The following is a 19771-nucleotide window of genomic DNA, read 5'->3' on the forward strand; positions in this document are numbered from 1 at the left end:
AATTTGCTGTGAATTAAGTCATTGCGAAATACAATTTAAAAAAATTCGCAAATTTTATCTCGCATAATTTCGCCCAAATTTATATGATTTATCTCTTCTCTAAAATTTGCGGCATTTTCATGTCCCTTTGAATACTCATGTAAATGTTTGCGAAATATCGCCACGCCGTGCGTTCCGTAGTATTTTATCATCTCATCAAAATGACATACAATAATCTTTTTTTTAGTTTCCATATCCACGCTTTTGCCCGTTTTTATCTCGTAAAAAACCCATGGTTTGCCGATACTTGCGCGTCCTATCATCAAAGCATCGGCGTTTGTAAATTTAAAAATTTGCTCTGCGTTTTGCGAATTTATATCTCCGTTTGCGATTAACGGAATTTTCACAGCTTTTTTTGCCAACGCAATCGCTTCGTAATCAACCTTTGCACTGTATCCGCCCTTGCGAGTGCGTCCGTGCATAGCGATAAAATCAGCCCCTGCGTTTTCTACCGCTTTTGCCACAATTTCAGGGATTTTTTCATCAAATCCCAAACGCACTTTTGCGCTTGTGAATTTTTTATTTGAGTGCTTTTTTATGGTTTCGATTAGTCGTGAAAGCTTGTCTAAATTTAGTAGCAATGCCGAACCAGCATTTTGCTTTACGACCTTTGGCACGGGACAACCGCAGTTTAAATCAATGCCGTCGATGCCATCAAACTCATTTAAAATCAAAACTGCTTTTTTGATAACTTCTTCATCGCTTCCTGCGATTTGGACGATAAAGGGGCTTTCAAATTCGTTTTTTTCTAGCATTTTTAGCGTTTTTTCTCCGCCAAAAACAAGCGCATTTGAGCTTATCATCTCGCTAATGGTTACATCGCAGCCAAATTGTTTAACAACGCCCCGAAGTGGCGGATCTGAAAAACCCGCCAACGGAGCTAAAAATAAAGGATTGTTTTTAAACATTAAAAAATCAAAGAAGCAGGGACATTTTTGCCGTTGTCTTTTAAAAATAGCAAAAGATTAAATTTTTCGTATTCGTCGCCGTCACTTAGACCAATTTGCTCTCTTAGCTCATCAATCATACCAAGCTCATAAAGTGCGTAAAGATAGGCTTCGGTTGCGTTCGAATTCTCATTTTTAAGTCGTTCAAAAAACGCTTTATAGCTTTCAGGCGCCATTACGACTTGAAGTTTTTTTGCAAAATTTATAAAATCTGCTTCGCTAAATTTTTCATTATTTAGCATTTCAAATAGATCATTTGTCGCAATTTCAATATCTTTTTTAACATATCTATCTATTACCAAATTTACTTCACTTAGCTCACTTGGGATGCCGTATTTTTTGATTTCCAAATAAGTTTCGCTTTGCAAAAGCTCATTATACGCTTTATTTATAAAATCTTGGCTATAAACACCTTTTGCTTTTAAAATTTCATGAGCATATTTTGGATCTGTATCAAGGCGATTTAACTCATTTTGCAAAAAAAGCCCGTTGTCTTTTGGAAGTTTAAATTTTTTCAAATCCACAACTTCGCCTTTTTTAACCTTTTCGATCGTATCGATGATAGCCTTGATTTCAGGGTTATCAACCACAATATCGCTACTATCATACCATGGTGAAAGCACCTTTGTAATAGAGCTTGGATTTTTAAAGAATTCGGTTTTGAAATCTTTATTTGTATCAAGTCCCAATAAAACATCTTTACTCATCGCTTCATAAGTGCTTAAATCTTTTGAAATCGCCCTTTTTGTGCGATAAAAACAGAAACTATGATATGCAAAATGAAAAATCGTCAAAAGCATATAAAGCACAAGTGGCAGAACAAACCAAGCCGCAATCGGCAAATTTAGCTCAAATCCAAAAAGATCTAAGGCATAGCTTCCGCTGACTTGCGAAAATACACTAACTGCGATAATTGCGATAAAAATAATCGAATAAAGAAAAAATTGCTTGGTTTTCATTTTACTTCCTTAAATTATTGTCGTTTTTCAGAAATTTCCCTGCATGAGATACAAAGACTAGCGTGCGGTTTTGCTTTTAGGCGTTCTAAATTTATCTGTTCTTCGCACTCTTCGCAAATTCCATAATTTCCGTTTTCTATTTTTTTCAAAGCTTTTTCAATCTTTTGAAATTCAATGCGTTGTTTTAAGCTGATGGCATACTCTAAATTTGAATCAGTATTTACACTAGCCACATCAAAATCATCAACAGCGCCATTCGAGCGAAGTTCTGCGATTTCATCAGCAGATTTATTTATATTTTTAATGATTTGCTCTTTTCTCTCTTCTAAAAGCTTCTTAAAAAATTTCAACTCGTTTTTTTTCATTTTCTTCCTTTATTTGTGATATGGATGACTTGCATTAATACACAAAGCACGAAAAATTTGCTCAAAAAGCACCAGTTTTGCGACTTTATGTGCTAATGTAAGCCTTGTAAGACTTACAACCTTATCCATTTTTGCCTTAAAATTTTCACTTAGCCCATACGCCCCGCCGATAAAAAACGAAATTTGCGAATTTGATTTTAGTAAATTCGCAAATTCAAAGCTATCGCACATAACGCCATTTTCATCAAGCGCTATGCAATAGCCTTTTGCTTTATTTTCATAAATTTCATCATAGGCTTTTAATGCCTGTTCTCTTGAAATCGTTTGGGCTTTTGCGACACTAGAATTAAAGTAAATTTCATCTTTTATAACGGCAAATTTGCTAGACATTTTTATATATTCTTTTATTTCGTCTTTAAATTCAGCCGTTTTTTGTATCGAATTCACAAAAATTTGCACCACTACTCTTCCTTTTCTTCCAAATCTTCGCTGATAATGTCGTCCCCTACTTCGCCAATATTTACTTTGTCATTGTGCGTTAGATAGGTTATCATATTGCTTAAAAACTTTTTGTGTTCGCTTCGTGGAACGATAGCATCTATTAGTCCATGTTCTAGCAAAAACTCAGCCGTTTGAAAGCCTTCCGGTAAATCGGCTCCGATGGTTTGTTTGATGACTCTTTGCCCTGCAAAACCTATCAAGGCTCCCGGTTCAGCGATGATTATATCGCCAAGCCACGCAAACGAGGCCGAAACACCGCCCATAGTCGGGTCGGTTAAAATCGAAATATAAGGAATTTTTGCATTTGCCAACATTTTCATCGCTGCACTTGTTTTGCTCATTTGCATTAACGAAAATGTGCTTTCTTGCATTCTTGCGCCACCGCTTGCGCTAATGATTATCAAAGGCTCTTTTTTTTCTATCGCCCTATTTGCGGCTCTAACTATTTTTTCGCCCTCGACTGAGCCTAAACTTCCGCCCATAAAACGAAAATCAAAAACCACAAGCTGGACGCTTTTTCCGTCTATCTTGCCCTCACCTGCCACGACGGCACTTTTAGTGCCTGTTTTTTCTTCGCCTTCTAAAATTCGCTTTTTATATGATTTTTTATCTACGAATTTTAGCGGATCTATCGGTTCAAGTGCATTATCTTCTTCAATAAAGCTATTTTCGTCGCAGATTAATTTTATTCTTTCCATAGGTAAAATTCGCATGTGATAGCCACATTTTGGGCATACTTCGCAACACGATTCTACTTCTTTATAATACATAAGCGCGTTACAGCCCTGACATTTCACCCAGTGCGTAGGTGCTTCGCTAGGATCTGCTTGTTTGCGTCGCATTTTTGAAAAAATATCACCGAAATTCATATTTTTTCCTTTTAATATATTTGTAAATCTTGTGATTATAGCTTATTTTTCCTTATAAAATTTTATTTTTGGTAAAAATTTAGCAAATTTTATCTATTGTAAAACTCAAATTTAGTAAAATCCACAAATGCAAGGTTATATTTTAAAGATTACAAAAGTCAAAGAAGAAGACTGTATAGTCGATATTTTAACGCGAGAAAGCTTGGTTAAAGCGTATCGTTTTTACGGTGCAAGGCATTCAAATATCACGCAAGGTTATAAAATAGATTTTGAACTAATTTCTAGTATGAATTTTTTGCCACAACTTAGAGGTGCGTTACATTTAGGCTTTGAGTGGCTTACGCAAAGAGAAAAACTGCTTTTTTGGCAGCAATTTATCAGACTTTTTCACGCGCACTTAAAAGATGCCGAATTTATCGATGAATTCTATTTTAACCTGCTTGAAAACGCCGCCGTTAAATTTGGCAAACAAAACCCAAAACGCATAATCATCGAAAGCTATCTGCAAATTTTGGAATTTGAAGGTAGGCTCCATAGTGAGCCAATTTGCTTTATTTGCGACGATGAGATTACTGATTTTATCGCTCTTGGCAGAGCCTTTTTGCCTGCACACGAGTATTGTGTAAATCGAAACGGCTTTAACCTAAATCAAATCAAAGAGCTTTTCTCTACCAAAAAAACGACAAATTTAGACGACGAGATGATAAATTCGCTATATAATATCGTTTTGCAAGGGTTTTAAAAATGATGATTTTTAACCGAATTTATAAATTTCGTTTTTTCGTTTAATTTTTCTAAACGCCCAAAAATCGTGATTTCAACGCCACATTCTTTTGCGATTTTTAAAATTTTATCTCTATTTTTTGGCGAAAATGCAAACAAAATTTCATACTCTTCGCCGCTTGCAAATTCGCCTTTGGAAATTTCCTTTAAAAACGAAATTCCAAGAGCATTTATGCGTAAAAATCTATCCAAATCCACACCAAGCCCGTCGCTTAAATCCATCGCCGAGCGAATAAATTTGGCACTTTTATAAAAAAAATCTCCACGCAAATTTGGTTTTATAAACTTTGAATTTACAAATTTTTTATCAAATTCGTTTCTAATTTCATTAAATTTAAGCCCTTTTTCGCGTAAATTTTCTAAATACTCAAATTCTTTTTTTACGCTTCCAAGCTTCCCCGTAAATGCGATAAAATCGCCATTTTTCGCACCTTTTCTAAAAACTGCTTTTTTTGTTTTTGAGATTATGGTTACGCTAATGTCTATTTTTTCGCCGCAAATCGTATCTCCGCCGATGATTTTGATACCAAATTTACGCGCAGTATCATTAAAACCGTTTGTAAGTTCGCAAATTTCACTCTCTGTGATATTTTTTGGCAGAGTAAGTCCCAAAAGCGCAAATTTAGGCTTTGCGTTCATCGCAATCGCATCAGAAATATTTACAAGCATCGATTTTACGGCAATCTCACGCAAACTCATATAATCACGCCTAAAATGGATATTTTCAGAAAATAAATCTTTGCTAAATACCCATTTTCCGACCACTGCGCCGTCATCACCGTTAAATGAATTCTCAAATTTAGAAATCACAAAACTCTCTTTATCCATTTTTTGCCCTGAATTTATGAAAAATTACGAAAATTATATCAAATTTCAAATATGCATTCGTATTTTTAATTTAATATTCAAAAATTTATAATTTTGTATTGTTATAAAGAGTTTTAGCGGTTAAAAAACCGCTAAATTAGGATTAAAGACCTTTGAATAAACTTGATAAAAGGCTTAAAGCACCGCCTGAAAATGCCCACCAAAAAGCATATTTATCGATTAACGGAATAGTGTTTGTCAATTGACCAACAAGTCCGATTATCAAAAGGACAGCCGCGATAACCCAAGTTATCATTCTAGGTGCATTAGTTTTCATGTAAAACTCCTATTTTTATTTTCGATCGACTTTTTCGAATCGATTTCGTATTATATTGTTATTTTTTAAATCGGTCAAATTTAATTGGTAAATTTTTAAAAAAATGTATCTTTGTGGATATTTTCAAATGCTGATTGAAGCGATATAAAAAATTTTGGATTTTCTTTTTCTAAATTCGCTAACATTGCCTTAGTCTCGGCTCTGGCGCGTGGTTCTTTGCCTGTGTATTGTTTAGCAGGACAGCTTTCTTCTTCGTTCATTATAGGCACTTCATTTCTAATAGCACAATCCCTAATTTGCCGTTCCCTAGCCAAAATAAGCGGACGAATAATCACAATGCCGTTTTCGGCTGTATATTTTGGTGCTAGTGTCCTTAAAGCGCCGTTATAGGTCAAATTCATAAAAAAACTCTCCGCAGCGTCGTCTAAATGGTGCGCTATGGCGATTTTGTTAAAACCGTTTTCAAGCGCGTAAGTATATAAATAACCTCGTCTCATACGAGAACAAAAACTGCAAAATGTGGTGTTTGCACGAATTTTTTCTTTGCCAAATTCAAAAATTTTTGTATCGATGACATCGTGCGTGATACCGTGCGTGGCGAAGTGCTTTTTAAGTTCTGTGAAATTTTCGCCTATGCCATAGCTTACGGTCACGGTGTGAAACTCCCAGTTTAATGGGCTAACACTTGAAAAATGTTTTAAAATGTGAGATAAAATCATACTATCTTTTCCCCCGCTTAGGGCTAGTAAAATTTTATCCCCTTGTTCAAACATTTTGTATTTTGCGTTGGTTTGACCCACCACGCGCAAAAGTTTTTTGCTGATTTCTATCACAGATTTTCAACCATTTTTAGGGCAAATTTTGCGCTTATTTCTGCGCTTTTTACCATAAATTCGTCAAAATCAAACTCAGCCTTGCTTCCTGCTTCATCGCTAATAGCTCTTAGCATGAAAAATGGCGTGTGCAGGGCATGGCAGACTTGCGCCACACTTGCGCCTTCCATTTCAACGGCACTTGCGTCAAATGTCCGTTCTATCCAGCTTTTACGACTCTCATCGCAGACAAATTGATCTCCGCTTGCAACTATGCCATTTTTTAAATTTATGCCTAAATTTGCTGCGACTTTCGTGGCGATTTTATTTAAATTTTCATCAGTTTCCACAAAAATTGGACTTTCAGGCACGAAGCCATAAGGGTGCCCAAACGCCGTTATATCGAGATCGTGTTGAACGACTTTTGTCGCATACAGCAAGTCGCCGATTTTAAAGCCGTTTTTTAATGCACCTGCAACGCCTGTAAAAAGCAATTTTTGGGCACCAAATTTTTCTATCATCAGCGTGGCAGTTAGGGCTGAATTTACCTTGCCGATTTTTGAGTAGGCGATGATTAGCTCGTGGTTTGCAAAATTTGCAAAATAGAATTTGTTATTTGCAAATTCTATTTTTTTTGGATTTAACTCTTTTAAAAGCGGTTCGATTTCTTCCGGCATTGCACCTAAAATTGCGATTTTCAAGCGTTTTCCTTTGCGAAATTTATAAATTCATCAAGGCTTGATAAATTTGTTATACTAAAAGTCGGTTTTTCGGTGATTTTTTTATTTATCCCTTTTAGCACAGCCGCGCCAAATTCGACAAAACAATCAACTTTGCTCTCAACTGATTTTATGCTTTGTTTGTATAAAACTGGACTTACAAGTTGCGCTTTTAGTAAATTTAGAGCTTCATTTTTGCTAGAATACGCCTTAGCCGTCGCATTTGCGATAACGGCTGAAAAGCTATCATTTAGCTTATCTTGCAACGCCGCTACTAGCTCGTTACTTGCATTTTCCAAAATCGGGCAGTGACTAGCCACGCTCATATTTAGTAGCATCGCTCTTTTTGCGCCGTTAGCCTTAAATTCGCTCTCCAAACTAGACAAATCATCTTTATTTCCTGCGACCACAATCTGCCCGTCGCAGTTGTAATTAGCCGCCCAAACTTTTTTTCCTTGCTCTCTTGCGTTTTGGCAAATTTGCTCGACTTTTGCGTCATCAAGCCCCAAAACAACCATCATAGAAGCGTTTTTGCCAAGGCAGTCCTTTTGCATAAGTTTGCCACGCAAATTTACGATTTTTATCGCTTCTTTAAATTCGATTCCGCCACTTACGCCAAGTGCGCTAAATTCGCCAAGAGAGTGTCCTAATGCAAATTCAGGCTTTAAATTTAGTTTTTCATTTAACGCCAAATAAGCCATAAATGAATTTAGCACAATCGCAGGTTGCGTAAATTCGGACATATCAAGCTTATCATTGGCTTCAAACAAAAGTTCTTTAAAATCGATATCGCAAAATTCGCTAGCTTCGTCTAAAAGTTTTTTGGCACTGGTAAAATTTTCATAAAATTCCTTGCCCATGCCGACACTTTGCGAACCCTGACCTGGGAAAATAAATGCGTATTTCATCGTTTTTCTCTTTTAAATTTTAGTGATTGTGTTTGCCGCAACAACCGCCGTCTTCGCCGTGTCCGTGTCCGCCACAACACTCGTGATCATCGTGGTGATGTCCGCCACCGCAACACTCGTGTTCTTCGCCGTGTCCAGCGCAACAACAACTATGTTCGCCCTCAGGTGCTCCCATTAAAATTTCATCTTCTGTCGCTTCTCTGTTTTCGACGATTTTTACATTAAATTCAAGCTCTTTTCCTGCGTAAGGGTGATTAAAATCAACACTCACGCTTTCATCGGTAATTTCTTTAACTATAACTCTTGCGACTGAGCCGTCTTCGCCCTCGCCAAAAAGCTCCATTCCTATTTGCAAATCAATCCCTGCAAACTGCTCTTTTGGAAGCGTTTGAACTGCGTTTTCGTCATATTCGCCAACGCCGTCTTGTGGTAAAATTTTGATGATTTTGCTTTCGCCTTCGCCCAAATTTAAAACTTCATCTTCAAGTTTTTGTAAAATTTGATTTTTTCCGCTTAAAAACGCAATCGGATTTGCGTTAAAATTTGATTCTAAAATTTCGCCGTTTTTAGCGTCTTTTAGCTCATAATACATTTTAATAACACGATTTTGTGCCATAGTTTTCTCCTAATTTTAAATTAAACTAGGGATTTTAGCATAAATAAAATTTAATTTCTATTAGGTGATGCTTTTGCTTCTTCGGAATCAGGATAAGAAGCTTTTAAAGCGTTATAAAACTTAGTTCCGCTGTCTTTATCGCCGATTTTATCGAAGCTAATCGCTGTGTGATAAAGTAGTTTTGGCGTATAATCGCCGTTTTCGTTATAAGAAATGCTTTTTTTGTATGAATTTATAGCTTCGCCGTATTTACCTTGAAAATACAAACTCTCGCCAACCATGAAGCTAGATTTCGCCGGTTTATGACCTTTTGAAACCAAAAATTCATAGCGTTCTTTTGCATTTGCGTAATCTTTTTTGGCAAATAGTTCATCGGCTTCTTTTAAAATAGCAGATAAATCCTTGTCTTTGAACGAATTTGAACTAGAATTTGCAGAATTTGCGTTTGAAGTTTTCGCAGGTGCGCCTACTTCACTGTTTTTTTTTACGCTTCCGCCATTACCTAGTTTTTTATTGATTTCGTTGATTTGAGATTTTAGCCAAGCTATATCTTTTTTCATCTGATCTAGTTCGCTACTGCCACGAGCTTTGCCGCTTGTTCTAATCTCTAAATCTGCCACCCTATTTTCAAGTTTTGAAATTTGAGCATTTGTGCCTTCTAAGACAGTTCTAAGACCTTCGACATTTTCTTTTGTGTCATCAAGATTCATTTGAATACTATCTGCTTGTTGTCTATTTTTTAGCAAAAACTGCTCGTTTTCTGTTAGACCATAAGGATTTTCAGAATTTACATTTCCGGCATCGAAAACCGAAACTTCGGCATTTAAAAAAGTTGCGACACCAAAAAGCGCCGCAACTATAAATTTTTTATTAATCAAATTAGAACCCAACTTTGAATTCGTCGCGTCTATTTTGAGCGTCGCACTCTTTTGTTTTGCTTGTGCAAACAAGGTTGCTTTCGCCATAGCTTACAACAGAAATTCTATCTGCACTTACGCCTTGTTTAACCAAAGCATCTTTTGCAGCTTTTGCTCTTTTTAGACCAAGAGCGTAGTTGTATTGATCGCTACCCCACTCGTCGCAGTTACCTTCAACTTTGATTGTCAAAGCTTCTGCGCCTGCTTGGTTGAATAATGCAGCGTTGTTGTTGATTGAACCTTGTTGATCAGCTCTAATGTTAAATTTGTCATAATCAAAATAAACATTGCTAACTTCGCTTTGAATTCTTGAAGCTAGATCGCCACCCATTGATGAATCACCCATATTTTCTGGGTTCTTTTTAGAACAACCGCTCAAAAGTAGAGCAGCAACTGCAACTGATGTTAAAACTAAATGTTTCATTTTTCCACCTTCCAAATAAGATTTTTTGCATTATAGCATAAAAAATTTGATTTTTTACCAATCAAGTGATTGAATTTGACCGATTTTTAACGGAAATTGAAAACTTCTGTTCTCATTTACCCTTATAATGCCGACTGCACTACCGCTTTTTATAAACATTATAGTTCCGCCGTCATGAGAAAATCTAGGAAACATATTTTTTCCGTCTGCTGTGAGTTGGCGAACTAAATCTGTTTGCGTTGAAATCATATAGATATTAAAGCTTCCGCCGCCGTCACGGCTAGAATAAGCTATATAACTTCCGTTTGTCGTAATCGAGTTATTATTTTTTCCTTGAAATACCATTTGCTCGACATTACCGCCACCAAGACTTTGAGCGAAAATATTTGGATAACCAAGTCTATCGCTTACAAAAACCACTCTGCTATCGTTATCCACAAAATTTCCATTTACATCAATGCCAGGATAATCTGTAACTTGCTTCATATTGCCACTTGCTAAGTCATAAAGAAAAATGTCAGGCTGATCTTTTGGCGCATTTGTGATAAGAAGTTTTCGTCCGTCGCTACTAACATCACTTGCTATCGTCATGCCTTGTCCTGTTAGAATTTTGGTTTTTGCACCGCTAGAAAGATTATATTTAAAAATCGCAGGAGTATTTTTATTTACATAATATGTATAGAAAAACTCGGTTTGATTTTTATTTGCCCATTTTGGGAAAATGTTTAGACCACCGCTAACTACGACTTTTTGATAAGTTAAAGTATAATCAGCAACTAAAATTTCGCTTTGTTTTGTCGAAGTATAGCGAGAAAGCAAAATCATCTGTCTCATCCAATCGACATTTGAATAGCCCAAATTTTTAACGATTTCAGAAACTGCCATGTGTGCTAAAAACGGATATGTTTCGCCGTTTGCTATGCTAAATTCGTTCTCATAAACTACTTTGCCGTTACTTGCGTCTAAAACTTTGGCTTTTAAATTCATAGGTGAGCCCTGAGCGCTAACTGCATAGCGAACGATCAAAGCAGGAGCGCCGCTTATACCTAAATTTGTAGTATAATCGCCGTCATAAGAGCTTTCTAAATAATCATCGCTTACTTCAAAAACAGCACCGACTTTTAAATCTCCAACCATAAGTTTAAAAAATTTGTTGTTAAATTCAGAATTTGGCAACTCCGAAGCGTTTTGCACTACGATTTTTGGCAAATTCATAGCACCGTCATTTGTTAATGTCATTGTTGCATCAATAGCAAACAAATTTATACAAAAAATAAAAATTAAAAAAAGTTTTTTCATTTTTGCTCCTTTATTTTTTTGGTGTTATTGTAATTGATGTTATATTTAAAATTTCATTTCCAGGTGGTTTTGGAAATTCTCTACTTTCTAAACTATAAACAAAATCTCTAAGTTTTTGGTTATATTCAGAATTATAAGTAAGTTCTAAAATTTCATATTCCACAACTTTTCCATTTCTATCAATTTTTAAACTTATTTTAGCAACTTCATTTGATTTTGGATTATACGAAGTCCAAATTTGTTGTAAAATTTTGTTTATTTGACCTATATAAGCATTATATTGCCCTGTCATCTGTGATTTGCCTGATTTTTTATCATCTTTTTGAACGGCATTTTTAGAACCGCTTTCTTGTTTTTCTTCTTTTTTTTCTGTGCTTTCTTGAAGTTTTTTATTATCTTTTGTGGTATCGGCAAAAAGATCGTTTAAATTTGGTTTTGGTTCAGGCTTTGGCTCTTCAACCGGTTTTGGCTCTTCAATCGGAGTTTCAACAGGTTTTGATTCAGGCAGTGGCTCAGGCTTTGGCTCTTCTGTTTTTTCTATCTCTTTTGGTTTTTCTTCAACTTGTGGCTGGACAGGAACTTCTTTGGCTAAATCAGGTGCTTTTGGCGCACTATCGTCAATCTCCCAATCCACAATAATATCCATATAAGCATTTGGATCGTCTGTGTATTTTAGTGCTAGTTCGTGGTCTCTTATAGCATTAAAAAGCAGGAAAAATCCAGCCAAAAAATAGATACAAAGCGAAATCAAAAACGAAGTGAAATTGTCGTATTTCACGCCGACATACGAACTACTTCGCAAAGCCTATCCGTTCGTTTGAAGTGCTACTTTTAAATAACCAGTTTGTTTTAAAGTTTTTAAAACAAACATAACATCATCATAAAGTAGCTTTTTATCGGCTTGGATAAAAACGGGCTTATCCTTGTCGTATTTGCCTGAATTTGCTAATAAAAGTAGATTATCGGCAAATTCGACAAAATTCATTTTACTTTGATCGATATGAATTTGCTTATCTTCGGTTATACGAACTATCATAAGCTCTTTTGTGGTTTGCGAAGTTTGCGTTTTTGAACCGTCAGGAAGCTGAATTTTCTCTTCATAGATTATCGCAGGGGTTGCAACCATTAAAATAGCAAGTAACACAAGCATAATATCAACCAAAGGCGTGATATTTAGCTCAGGTTTTTCATCATAATCAAACATTTGATTTTGTTTCCGCTTTTAAATTTGATACGCTATCGCCTGTTATGTGAAGCAAAATATCACCTGTGCGCCTAATAATACTCATAAGCTCATACGATTTTCTTTTTATAAGTAAGTGAAATGTATAAGCAGGGATTGCAACGAAAATTCCGGCTCCCGTAGCAACCAAAGCTTCGCTAATGGCTGGTGCAATCGTAGCGATACTAGCGTTTCCTGCACCCATTTTGGAAAAAGTATCAAGTATGCTAACAACCGTTCCAAAAAGCCCTATAAAAGGCGAAGTTGAAGCGATGATAGAGAGCCAAGTTAGCCCACTTGTAGAATCTCGCTCGGACATACTTAGCGAAACTGCTAGTTTTTCTTTTGTGATTTTACCACTTGCTACTTTTTTCAAAACAGAATTTGTATTTGAAATTCTCGCCCCCATAAGCAGAGATTCAAGGGCTTTTTCTTCTTTTTTATACCAAGAAGAAAGCCCTACAAACCTAGAAATCAAAATCGTAAAAGTCAATATGAAATAAAAAGATAACCAAGAAAGCACAAATATCGTAATAAATGTGCTTCTTGAAAAATAACTAAGAATAATATCAATCATACTCTATTTTTGCCTTGCGTGATCATCGATTTTGGCGATAGTTGCGGCATAAGCAGATGTTTCACTACTCATAGAAGCTACTAAATCTTTTGCTTTTTGAAGTGATTTTGCAATAGCACCTTCGCTATCGCCGCCTACGACGACAGCGCCGTCTGCTAAAACGGTTGTTTTTTCTTCATCAACTTTCAAATAGCCCCAGTTTATCGCTACTAATTCTTTTTTATCGTTTAAATTTACTATTTCAATTACACCAGATCTTAAAAGCGTTACAAGTGCTGCGTGGCGTGGTAAAACGCCTAGTTCGCCTTCGCTTCCGGGTAGTTGAACAGATTTAACTTCGCCCGAGAAAACTCTTCCCTCAGGCGTAACGATTTCTAAAAATAATTTTTCCATTATTTTTTCCTTTTAAGCCTTCATTTTTTCGGCTTTTGCCACTACCTCGTCAATATTTCCTACCATATAGAAAGCATTTTCAGGTAAATCATCATATTTACCCTCTAAAATTCCTTTAAATCCTGCGATAGTTTCTTCAAGGCTGATATATTTGCCCGGGCTTCCTGTGAAAACTTCGGCAACAAAGAAAGGTTGTGAAAGGTATTTTTCAACTTTTCTAGCTCGTTCAACCACAAGTTTATCTTCTTCGCTAAGCTCGTCCATACCTAAAATCGCGATAATATCTTGCAAATCTTTATATTTTTGAAGAACAGCTTGAACACCACGAGCTACTTTATAATGCTCTTCGCCGATGATTTGAGGATCAAGCATTCTTGAAGTTGAATCAAGCGGATCAACCGCAGGGTAAATTCCTTTTTCTGCAATCGCTCTGTTTAGAACGGTTGTCGCATCAAGGTGAGCAAAAACCGTTGCAGGAGCAGGGTCAGTTAAGTCATCAGCCGGAACATAAACAGCTTGAACTGATGTAATTGAGCCTTTTTTAGTCGATGTAATTCTCTCTTGCAATTTACCCATTTCGCTAGCCAAAGTCGGTTGGTAACCAACGGCACTTGGAATTCGTCCTAGAAGTGCTGACATCTCTGAACCTGATTGAGAAAATCTAAAAATGTTATCGATAAACATCAAAACATCTAATCCTAGCTCATCACGGAAATACTCAGCCATTGTAAGACCTGTCAAAGCAATTCTATTTCTTGCTCCTGGTGGTTCGTTCATTTGACCATAGGTTAAGGCAACTTTATCCAAAACGCCCGATTCCTTCATTTCGTTATAAAGGTCGTTTCCCTCTCTTGTTCGTTCGCCAACGCCCGCAAATACAGAGTAACCGCTGTGTTTGAAAGCAACATTGTGGATTAGCTCCATAATAATAACGGTTTTACCAACCCCGGCACCGCCAAATAAACCTACTTTTCCACCTTTTGCGTAAGGAGCTAGCAAATCAACGACTTTAATACCTGTTTCAAAAATTTCGCTTTTTGTGCTTTGATTTTCGAAGCTTGGCGGATCTCTGTGGATTGACCAGCGAGTTTCGAAATTTTCTTCTTCGCCTTCGTCGATCAAATCGCCTGTAACATTGAAAATTCTGCCCAAAACTTTTTCGCCAACAGGAACGCTAATAGGAGCACCAAGTGCAACTACTTCTAAGCCTCTTGTCAAACCATCGCTCATATCCATAGCAATCGTTCTAACGCGGTTATCGCCAAGATGACCTGCGACTTCTAGCACAAGTCGTCTAGCATCGCCTTCGACATCAAATTTAACTTCTAGGGCTTCGTTGATTTGTGGCAAATAATCTTTAAAATCCACATCAACAACAGGACCCATTACTTGTGAAATTATTCCTTTCATCTATTTTCCTTTCACTTATTTCTTTACTTCATTGATTCAACGCCACTGATGATTTCTATAAGCTCAGTGGTAATAGAACTTTGTCTTGCTTTGTTATACTCTAAATTTAGCTGTCTAACGCGCTCTTTTGCGTTGTTTGTCGCATTTTCCATAGCGTTCATTCTAGCACTATGTTCGGCAGCTAGTGAATCTATCAAAGAGTAATACATGCTGTATTCTAAATACTTTTTGACAAGTTCATCTAATAATGCTTTTGCATTTTCATCAGGTTCAAATTCAACAGCAGAACCTAAATTTGCTAAATGCTTTTCATCAACAACAGGCGGTTCAATTGGAACTACATCGCTAACACGAATTTCTTGCGAAATCATATTTTTATATCCATTATGAACCAAAATAACTTTATCGGTTTCACCGGCTAAAAAGCTATCAACGGCCGATTTGATAATATTTTGTGCTTTTTCATAGGTAGGAGATGAGCTAACGCCGACATGCTTTTCTAAAAGCTCCATACCTTGAAAATTAAAGTATTCGATACCTTTTTTGCCTACGCCACGCAAACGAATTTTAATTCCTTTGCTTTTATAAGTTTCAATCAAACTTTTTATTTTTTTGATTGTGTGAATATTAAATCCGCCACAAAGCCCCTTGTCGGCAGTAACAAAAATAATATCAACTATTTTTGGCTCTTTTTTTGTATCGAAAATTTTACTATTTTGCACATCTGAGATATTATCAGAAATTTTAGCCGCAATCTCACTTAAAACCTCATTGATTTTAATCGCATAAGCGCTTGATTGAACAGCTGCGTCTTTTGCTTTTTTAAGCTTTACATTAGACACAAGCTTCATCGCTTTTGTGGTTTTTTCAGTGTTTTTGACGCTTTTAATTTTTAACTTAATATCTTTCAAATTTGCCATAATTTAGCCTTACTGCGCTGAAAATGTCGCTTTAAAGTCATTTAATGCTTTTGCTAAACTTTCTTCTATATCTTTTTCCAAAGATTTTTTGGTTCTGATTTGTTCGAAAATTTCAGGATATTTAGCTTCGATAAACGGATAAAGTTCAGCTTCAAATTTACCGATTGCGCTTGGTGCAACATCGTCCAAATAACCTTTGCTACCTGCAAAAATGATAACAATTTGATTTTCAACAGGAAGTGGGCTATAAGGTGGTTGTTTTAGAACTTCAACCATTCTTTGACCACGGTCTAGTTGTTTTCTACTGCTTTCGTCCAAATCACTTGCAAATTGAGCAAATGCTTGAAGTTCGCGGTATTGAGCAAGGTCAAGGCGAAGTGTGCCTGAAACTTTTTTAATAGCTTTGATTTGTGCTGAACCACCAACACGGCTAACCGACAAACCGACATTGATCGCAGGGCGGATACCTGAGTTAAATAGACCTGATTCAAGGAAAATTTGTCCGTCTGTAATCGAAATAACATTTGTAGGGATATATGCTGAAACATCGCCTGCTTGTGTTTCAATGATAGGAAGCGCTGTTAGGCTACCAGCTCCTAGTGCATCGCTTAGCTTACTAGCTCTTTCAAGTAAGCGAGAGTGAAGATAAAAAACATCGCCCGGATAAGCTTCACGACCCGGTGGTCTTCTTAAAATCAATGACATTTCGCGGTAAGCAACAGCGTGTTTGCTTAAATCATCATAAATAATCAAAGCATGGCGTGAGTTATCTCTGAAATACTCGCCCATTGTGCAACCTGAATATGGAGCAAGGTATTGAAGAGCAGCCGCTTCACTAGCATTAGCTGCAACTACGATGGTATATTCCATAGCGCCGTATTCTTCTAGTTTTTTAACAACTTGTGCTACGGTTGATTGTTTTTGACCTACGGCAACATAGATACAGACGACATCTTGACCTTTTTGGTTGATAATAGTATCAACAGCAACCGTTGTTTTACCTGTTTGTCTATCGCCGATAATTAGCTCTCTTTGACCTCTACCGATTGGAACAAGGGCGTCGATTGCTTTAATACCTGTTTGAAGCGGCTCATGAACTGATTTTCTAGCCATAATGCCTTTTGCTTTTTCTTCAACGAATCTACTTTCACTCGCTTCAATTGGTCCTTTGCCGTCGATTGGCTCACCAAGTGCATTTACAACGCGTCCTATCATAGCGTCCCCAACAGGAACTCTTAGAAGTTTGCCAAGTCTTTTTGCACTACTTCCTTCAACGATACCGGCTGTTTCGCCTAAGATAACAACACCGACACTGCTTTCTTCAAGGTTAAGAGCAATACCTTTTACGCCGTTATCGAACTCAACCATTTCGTTAGCCATAACATTTTTTAAGCCATAAACGCTGGCAACACCGTCGGCAACAGATACAACTTTACCTGTTTCTTCGACATCTACGCTTAGATCAAAGCTTTCAATTCGTTCTTTAATTATGCTACTAATTTCGTCTGCTTTAATTTTCGCACTCACGCTTTACTCCTTTAAATTGCTTTTAATATATATTCGCTCATTTTATTTTTTAATCTATCAATAGAAAAACTAATCTCAAAACCCAAATCTTCAACATCGATTTTAACGCCGTTGTAGTTAGCAATAACCGGCTCTAATTTGATGTTTGCATTGAATTTTTTAGAAATTTGCGCTTCTAGCTCTTTAAGTTTTGATTTTTCAATCTCTTTTGAAGAGTAAATTTTTCCGTAAAATTCGTTGTTTGCAGCTGCGATATTGCTTCGCAATCCTTCAAAAATTTGCGGAATTAAATTTATTCGTCTATTTTTTGCCAAAAGCTTTATCAAATTTGAAATTTTCTCATCAGGTTTTTTTATAAAAGATAAAATCAAATCAACTTTTGCATTATCTTTTATAGCAGGAGAGTTGATAATATCGTTAAATTTCTCAGTTTCAAAAGCCAAAGATAGGGATTTGAAAATTTCCAAAACGCCTTTTAGCTCATCTTGTTTATAGCTTTCTATTAAAGCTTTAACATATTTTTTAGCGGTATTGTCTATCATTACACAGCCTTTTTATGAACTATGTCGATAAGTTCATTTTGATCTAAATTTATGCTATTTTTGTCAAAAATTTCTTCTAAAATTTCATTTACGACATCTTTTTTCGCTTTTCTAGTTTCAAATTCTTTTTGCTCTTCGAACGCTTTTTGAAGTTGTTTTATCTCAAATTCGGTAGCATTTTTAACTTTTTCTTCTGCAAAAATTGCCTCTTTTTTGGCTGTTTCTACCAAAGAATCACCTTGAATTTTAGCAGTTGCTACATCTTTTTTAGCCTGTTCTTTTCGCTCTTTTGATTCTTTTAATAAATTTTGATTTGCTTCAAGTCTAGAAGCTATCGAATTTATTCTATTTTCATAAGCAGCTTTTAAAGGACCTTTTAGCAAATAATACATTATCCCAAAAAAGATTAAAAAGTTTATCGTTCTCCAAACTATATCATAGTTTGTGCCATGTCCGTCTGCAAGAGCCAAAATCGGAAAAAGTGTTAAAAATATATATTTTTTCATTTTTTCTCCTTAAATCTTGGCAAGAGCGCTTTTAAGGCTACTCTTAAATTCCGGAATTTTATCTTGAAGATCTTTTTTAAGCTCAGTTTTTTCTTTACCAAGCTTTTTAACAAATTTGTCAAAATCGGCTTCTAATTCCGATTTTTTAGCCGCTATCACTACTTCGGAATCTTCTTTTGCTTTATCCAAAGATAGCTGTTTGATTTTAGCTGCTTGTGATCTTGCTTCATCTAGAATTTTTGTTATCTCGGCTCTATCAGAATCGACATCTAGCGCATTTTGCTTGGCTTCTTCGGCATCTTTTTGTATCATGGCTTCTCTGCTGTCCATAAAAGAAAGCAGTGGTTTATAAAGCATGATATTCAAAATGTAGACGAGCCCCAAAAATACGATAACAGTGAAGATCAGAGCAGGCAAACTAATTTCGAGCATTAACCCTCCTTATTAATTTTTACAAAATAAATTAATATTTTACAATATAAATTTAAAAATTTAGATTAAAAAATCAGTTTAACTTCTTAATAAATTCATCAATTTTTGAAATTTCATCAAATTCAACAGAAATTTTTCTATCTTTTATCTTTATTTTTCCAAATTTATCTAATTTTTCTTTCAATTCCAAAAGTTTTGGCTCAAAATTTTCAAATTTTTCAACCTTTTCTTTTGTCGATTTTTTATCTTTTTTATCTTTTATTTTTTTTACCAAATTCTCGGTTTCTCTAACGCTTAGTTTTTGCCCTGTTATCGTATTTAAAACCAAAATTTGATCTTTTTCATCAAGTCCTACTATAACCTTTGCATGACCTTGTGAAATTTTATCTTCGCTAATTGCGTTTTGAACTTCGCTAGTTAAGCTTAAAAGCCTTAAAGTATTAGTAATTTGCACACGCGATTTTTTGATGATTCCAGCCAATTCTTCTTGCGTGATTTTATATTCATCAATCAACTCTTTGTATGAATTTGCAAGTTCAATAGGATTTAAATTTTCTCTTTGTATATTTTCAATTAGCGCTAGTTCCCTTAAATTTTGTGAGCCAAAATCAGCAACTATGGCTTTGATATATTTTTCACCCAAAAGTTTTGTAGCACGAAATCTTCTCTCGCCGGCAATCAGCATATACTCATCATTTTTCGCAACAACGATTATAGGCTGGATAAGCCCGTGCCTAGCGATACTTTCGCTAAGCTCTTTTAAAGCATTTTCATCAAATTTTTTTCTTGGCTGATATGGATTTGGTTTGATTTTATCAATTTCGATTTCTAAAACTAAATCTTTTTTTCCGCTTTCTAACTCTTTTGCGTAAGCATTTTCAACATCATCTAAAATGGCACCAAGTCCCCGTCCTAACGCACTTTTTTTTACTTTTGCCAT

General features: G+C 35.8%; 26 protein-coding genes. 1 reads left to right on the top strand and 25 read right to left on the bottom strand.

Annotated elements, in window-relative coordinates; all coding sequences use genetic code 11:
• Positions 1 to 35 precede the first annotated feature (35 nt).
• Genes PF028_RS04555 through accD form a run of 5 tightly spaced genes read right to left on the bottom strand, consistent with a single transcriptional unit; the run spans position 36 to position 3680 of the window.
• A complete protein-coding gene (locus tag PF028_RS04555) occupies positions 36 to 947 on the bottom strand; it encodes a tRNA dihydrouridine synthase (RefSeq protein ID WP_270860172.1) in 912 nt (303 codons plus the stop codon).
• Entirely contained in the window at positions 947 to 1945 is a 999-nt protein-coding gene (locus PF028_RS04560) for a LapA family protein (protein WP_270860173.1), read from the bottom strand. The genes PF028_RS04555 and PF028_RS04560 overlap by 1 nt, the downstream gene beginning before the upstream one ends.
• Positions 1946 to 1959: 14 nt before the next feature.
• Entirely contained in the window at positions 1960 to 2310 is a 351-nt protein-coding gene (gene dksA / locus PF028_RS04565) for an RNA polymerase-binding protein DksA (protein ID WP_270860174.1), read from the bottom strand.
• A gap of 9 nt (positions 2311 to 2319) precedes the next feature.
• On the bottom strand, positions 2320 to 2769 hold the full coding sequence (locus PF028_RS04570; protein ID WP_270860420.1) for a 23S rRNA (pseudouridine(1915)-N(3))-methyltransferase RlmH: 450 nt from the start codon (positions 2767 to 2769) through the stop codon (positions 2320 to 2322).
• A gap of 2 nt (positions 2770 to 2771) precedes the next feature.
• Positions 2772 to 3680, bottom strand: coding sequence for an acetyl-CoA carboxylase, carboxyltransferase subunit beta (gene accD / locus PF028_RS04575; protein WP_270860175.1), 909 nt, complete (start codon positions 3678 to 3680; stop codon positions 2772 to 2774).
• A gap of 127 nt (positions 3681 to 3807) precedes the next feature.
• Here accD and recO point away from each other — a divergent pair, with 127 nt between their 5' ends.
• Complete coding sequence (recO, locus tag PF028_RS04580; protein WP_270860176.1) at positions 3808 to 4422, top strand: recombination protein RecO; 615 nt, start codon at positions 3808 to 3810, stop codon at positions 4420 to 4422.
• Here recO and PF028_RS04585 read toward each other — a convergent pair.
• The 20 genes from PF028_RS04585 to PF028_RS04680 all read right to left on the bottom strand — a co-directional run bounded on the left by PF028_RS04585 (position 4419) and on the right by PF028_RS04680 (position 19771).
• Positions 4419 to 5291, bottom strand: a complete 873-nt coding sequence (locus PF028_RS04585) for a thiamine-phosphate kinase (RefSeq protein ID WP_270860177.1) — start codon at positions 5289 to 5291, stop codon at positions 4419 to 4421. The two genes, recO and PF028_RS04585, sit on opposite strands and share 4 nt — an antisense overlap.
• 142 nt (positions 5292 to 5433) lie before the next feature.
• The gene (locus PF028_RS04590) at positions 5434 to 5607 is read right to left on the bottom strand and encodes a hypothetical protein (RefSeq protein ID WP_270860178.1); all 174 of its coding nucleotides are present in this window, start codon (positions 5605 to 5607) and stop codon (positions 5434 to 5436) included.
• A 95-nt stretch (positions 5608 to 5702) separates the two neighbouring features.
• Positions 5703 to 6440 (bottom strand): tRNA 2-thiocytidine biosynthesis TtcA family protein, encoded by a 738-nt coding sequence (locus tag PF028_RS04595; RefSeq protein WP_270860179.1) that lies wholly within the window; start codon positions 6438 to 6440, stop codon positions 5703 to 5705.
• A complete protein-coding gene (locus PF028_RS04600) occupies positions 6437 to 7120 on the bottom strand; it encodes a 5'-methylthioadenosine/adenosylhomocysteine nucleosidase (protein WP_270860180.1) in 684 nt (227 codons plus the stop codon). The genes PF028_RS04595 and PF028_RS04600 overlap by 4 nt, the downstream gene beginning before the upstream one ends.
• Entirely contained in the window at positions 7117 to 8046 is a 930-nt protein-coding gene (gene fabD / locus PF028_RS04605; protein WP_270860181.1) for an ACP S-malonyltransferase, read from the bottom strand. Before fabD ends, PF028_RS04600 begins: the two co-directional genes overlap by 4 nt.
• 19 nt (positions 8047 to 8065) lie before the next feature.
• On the bottom strand, positions 8066 to 8662 hold the full coding sequence (locus tag PF028_RS04610; RefSeq protein ID WP_270860182.1) for an FKBP-type peptidyl-prolyl cis-trans isomerase: 597 nt from the start codon (positions 8660 to 8662) through the stop codon (positions 8066 to 8068).
• A gap of 50 nt (positions 8663 to 8712) precedes the next feature.
• On the bottom strand, positions 8713 to 9540 hold the full coding sequence (locus tag PF028_RS04615) for a tetratricopeptide repeat protein (protein ID WP_270860183.1): 828 nt from the start codon (positions 9538 to 9540) through the stop codon (positions 8713 to 8715).
• A gap of 1 nt (position 9541) precedes the next feature.
• Entirely contained in the window at positions 9542 to 10003 is a 462-nt protein-coding gene (locus PF028_RS04620; protein ID WP_270860184.1) for an OmpA family protein, read from the bottom strand.
• Positions 10004 to 10057: 54 nt separating this feature from the next.
• The gene (gene tolB / locus PF028_RS04625) at positions 10058 to 11302 is read right to left on the bottom strand and encodes a Tol-Pal system protein TolB (protein WP_270860185.1); all 1245 of its coding nucleotides are present in this window, start codon (positions 11300 to 11302) and stop codon (positions 10058 to 10060) included.
• A 10-nt stretch (positions 11303 to 11312) separates the two neighbouring features.
• Complete coding sequence (locus tag PF028_RS04630; RefSeq protein ID WP_270860186.1) at positions 11313 to 12104, bottom strand: TonB C-terminal domain-containing protein; 792 nt, start codon at positions 12102 to 12104, stop codon at positions 11313 to 11315.
• A 3-nt stretch (positions 12105 to 12107) separates the two neighbouring features.
• Complete coding sequence (locus PF028_RS04635) at positions 12108 to 12506, bottom strand: ExbD/TolR family protein (protein WP_270860187.1); 399 nt, start codon at positions 12504 to 12506, stop codon at positions 12108 to 12110.
• On the bottom strand, positions 12499 to 13101 hold the full coding sequence (locus tag PF028_RS04640; protein ID WP_270860188.1) for a MotA/TolQ/ExbB proton channel family protein: 603 nt from the start codon (positions 13099 to 13101) through the stop codon (positions 12499 to 12501). Before PF028_RS04640 ends, PF028_RS04635 begins: the two co-directional genes overlap by 8 nt.
• Positions 13102 to 13104: 3 nt before the next feature.
• On the bottom strand, positions 13105 to 13494 hold the full coding sequence (atpC, locus tag PF028_RS04645; RefSeq protein ID WP_270860189.1) for an ATP synthase F1 subunit epsilon: 390 nt from the start codon (positions 13492 to 13494) through the stop codon (positions 13105 to 13107).
• Between the two features lie 12 nt (positions 13495 to 13506).
• Positions 13507 to 14904: a F0F1 ATP synthase subunit beta gene (atpD, locus tag PF028_RS04650; protein ID WP_270860190.1), complete on the bottom strand. Its 1398-nt coding sequence runs from the start codon at positions 14902 to 14904 to the stop codon at positions 13507 to 13509.
• A gap of 23 nt (positions 14905 to 14927) precedes the next feature.
• The gene (gene atpG, locus PF028_RS04655; protein WP_270860191.1) at positions 14928 to 15824 is read right to left on the bottom strand and encodes an ATP synthase F1 subunit gamma; all 897 of its coding nucleotides are present in this window, start codon (positions 15822 to 15824) and stop codon (positions 14928 to 14930) included.
• 9 nt (positions 15825 to 15833) lie between these two features.
• The gene (gene atpA, locus PF028_RS04660; protein WP_270860192.1) at positions 15834 to 17351 is read right to left on the bottom strand and encodes a F0F1 ATP synthase subunit alpha; all 1518 of its coding nucleotides are present in this window, start codon (positions 17349 to 17351) and stop codon (positions 15834 to 15836) included.
• Positions 17352 to 17362: 11 nt separating this feature from the next.
• Positions 17363 to 17893, bottom strand: a complete 531-nt coding sequence (locus PF028_RS04665) for a F0F1 ATP synthase subunit delta (protein WP_270860193.1) — start codon at positions 17891 to 17893, stop codon at positions 17363 to 17365.
• Positions 17893 to 18399 (bottom strand): F0F1 ATP synthase subunit B, encoded by a 507-nt coding sequence (locus tag PF028_RS04670; protein ID WP_270860194.1) that lies wholly within the window; start codon positions 18397 to 18399, stop codon positions 17893 to 17895. Before PF028_RS04670 ends, PF028_RS04665 begins: the two co-directional genes overlap by 1 nt.
• Positions 18400 to 18408: 9 nt before the next feature.
• Complete coding sequence (locus PF028_RS04675; RefSeq protein WP_270860195.1) at positions 18409 to 18831, bottom strand: F0F1 ATP synthase subunit B family protein; 423 nt, start codon at positions 18829 to 18831, stop codon at positions 18409 to 18411.
• 73 nt (positions 18832 to 18904) lie between these two features.
• The gene (locus PF028_RS04680; protein WP_270860196.1) at positions 18905 to 19771 is read right to left on the bottom strand and encodes a ParB/RepB/Spo0J family partition protein; all 867 of its coding nucleotides are present in this window, start codon (positions 19769 to 19771) and stop codon (positions 18905 to 18907) included.

The organism is Campylobacter sp. CN_NE2 (assembly GCF_027797465.1).
Taxonomy (GTDB): domain Bacteria; phylum Campylobacterota; class Campylobacteria; order Campylobacterales; family Campylobacteraceae; genus Campylobacter_B.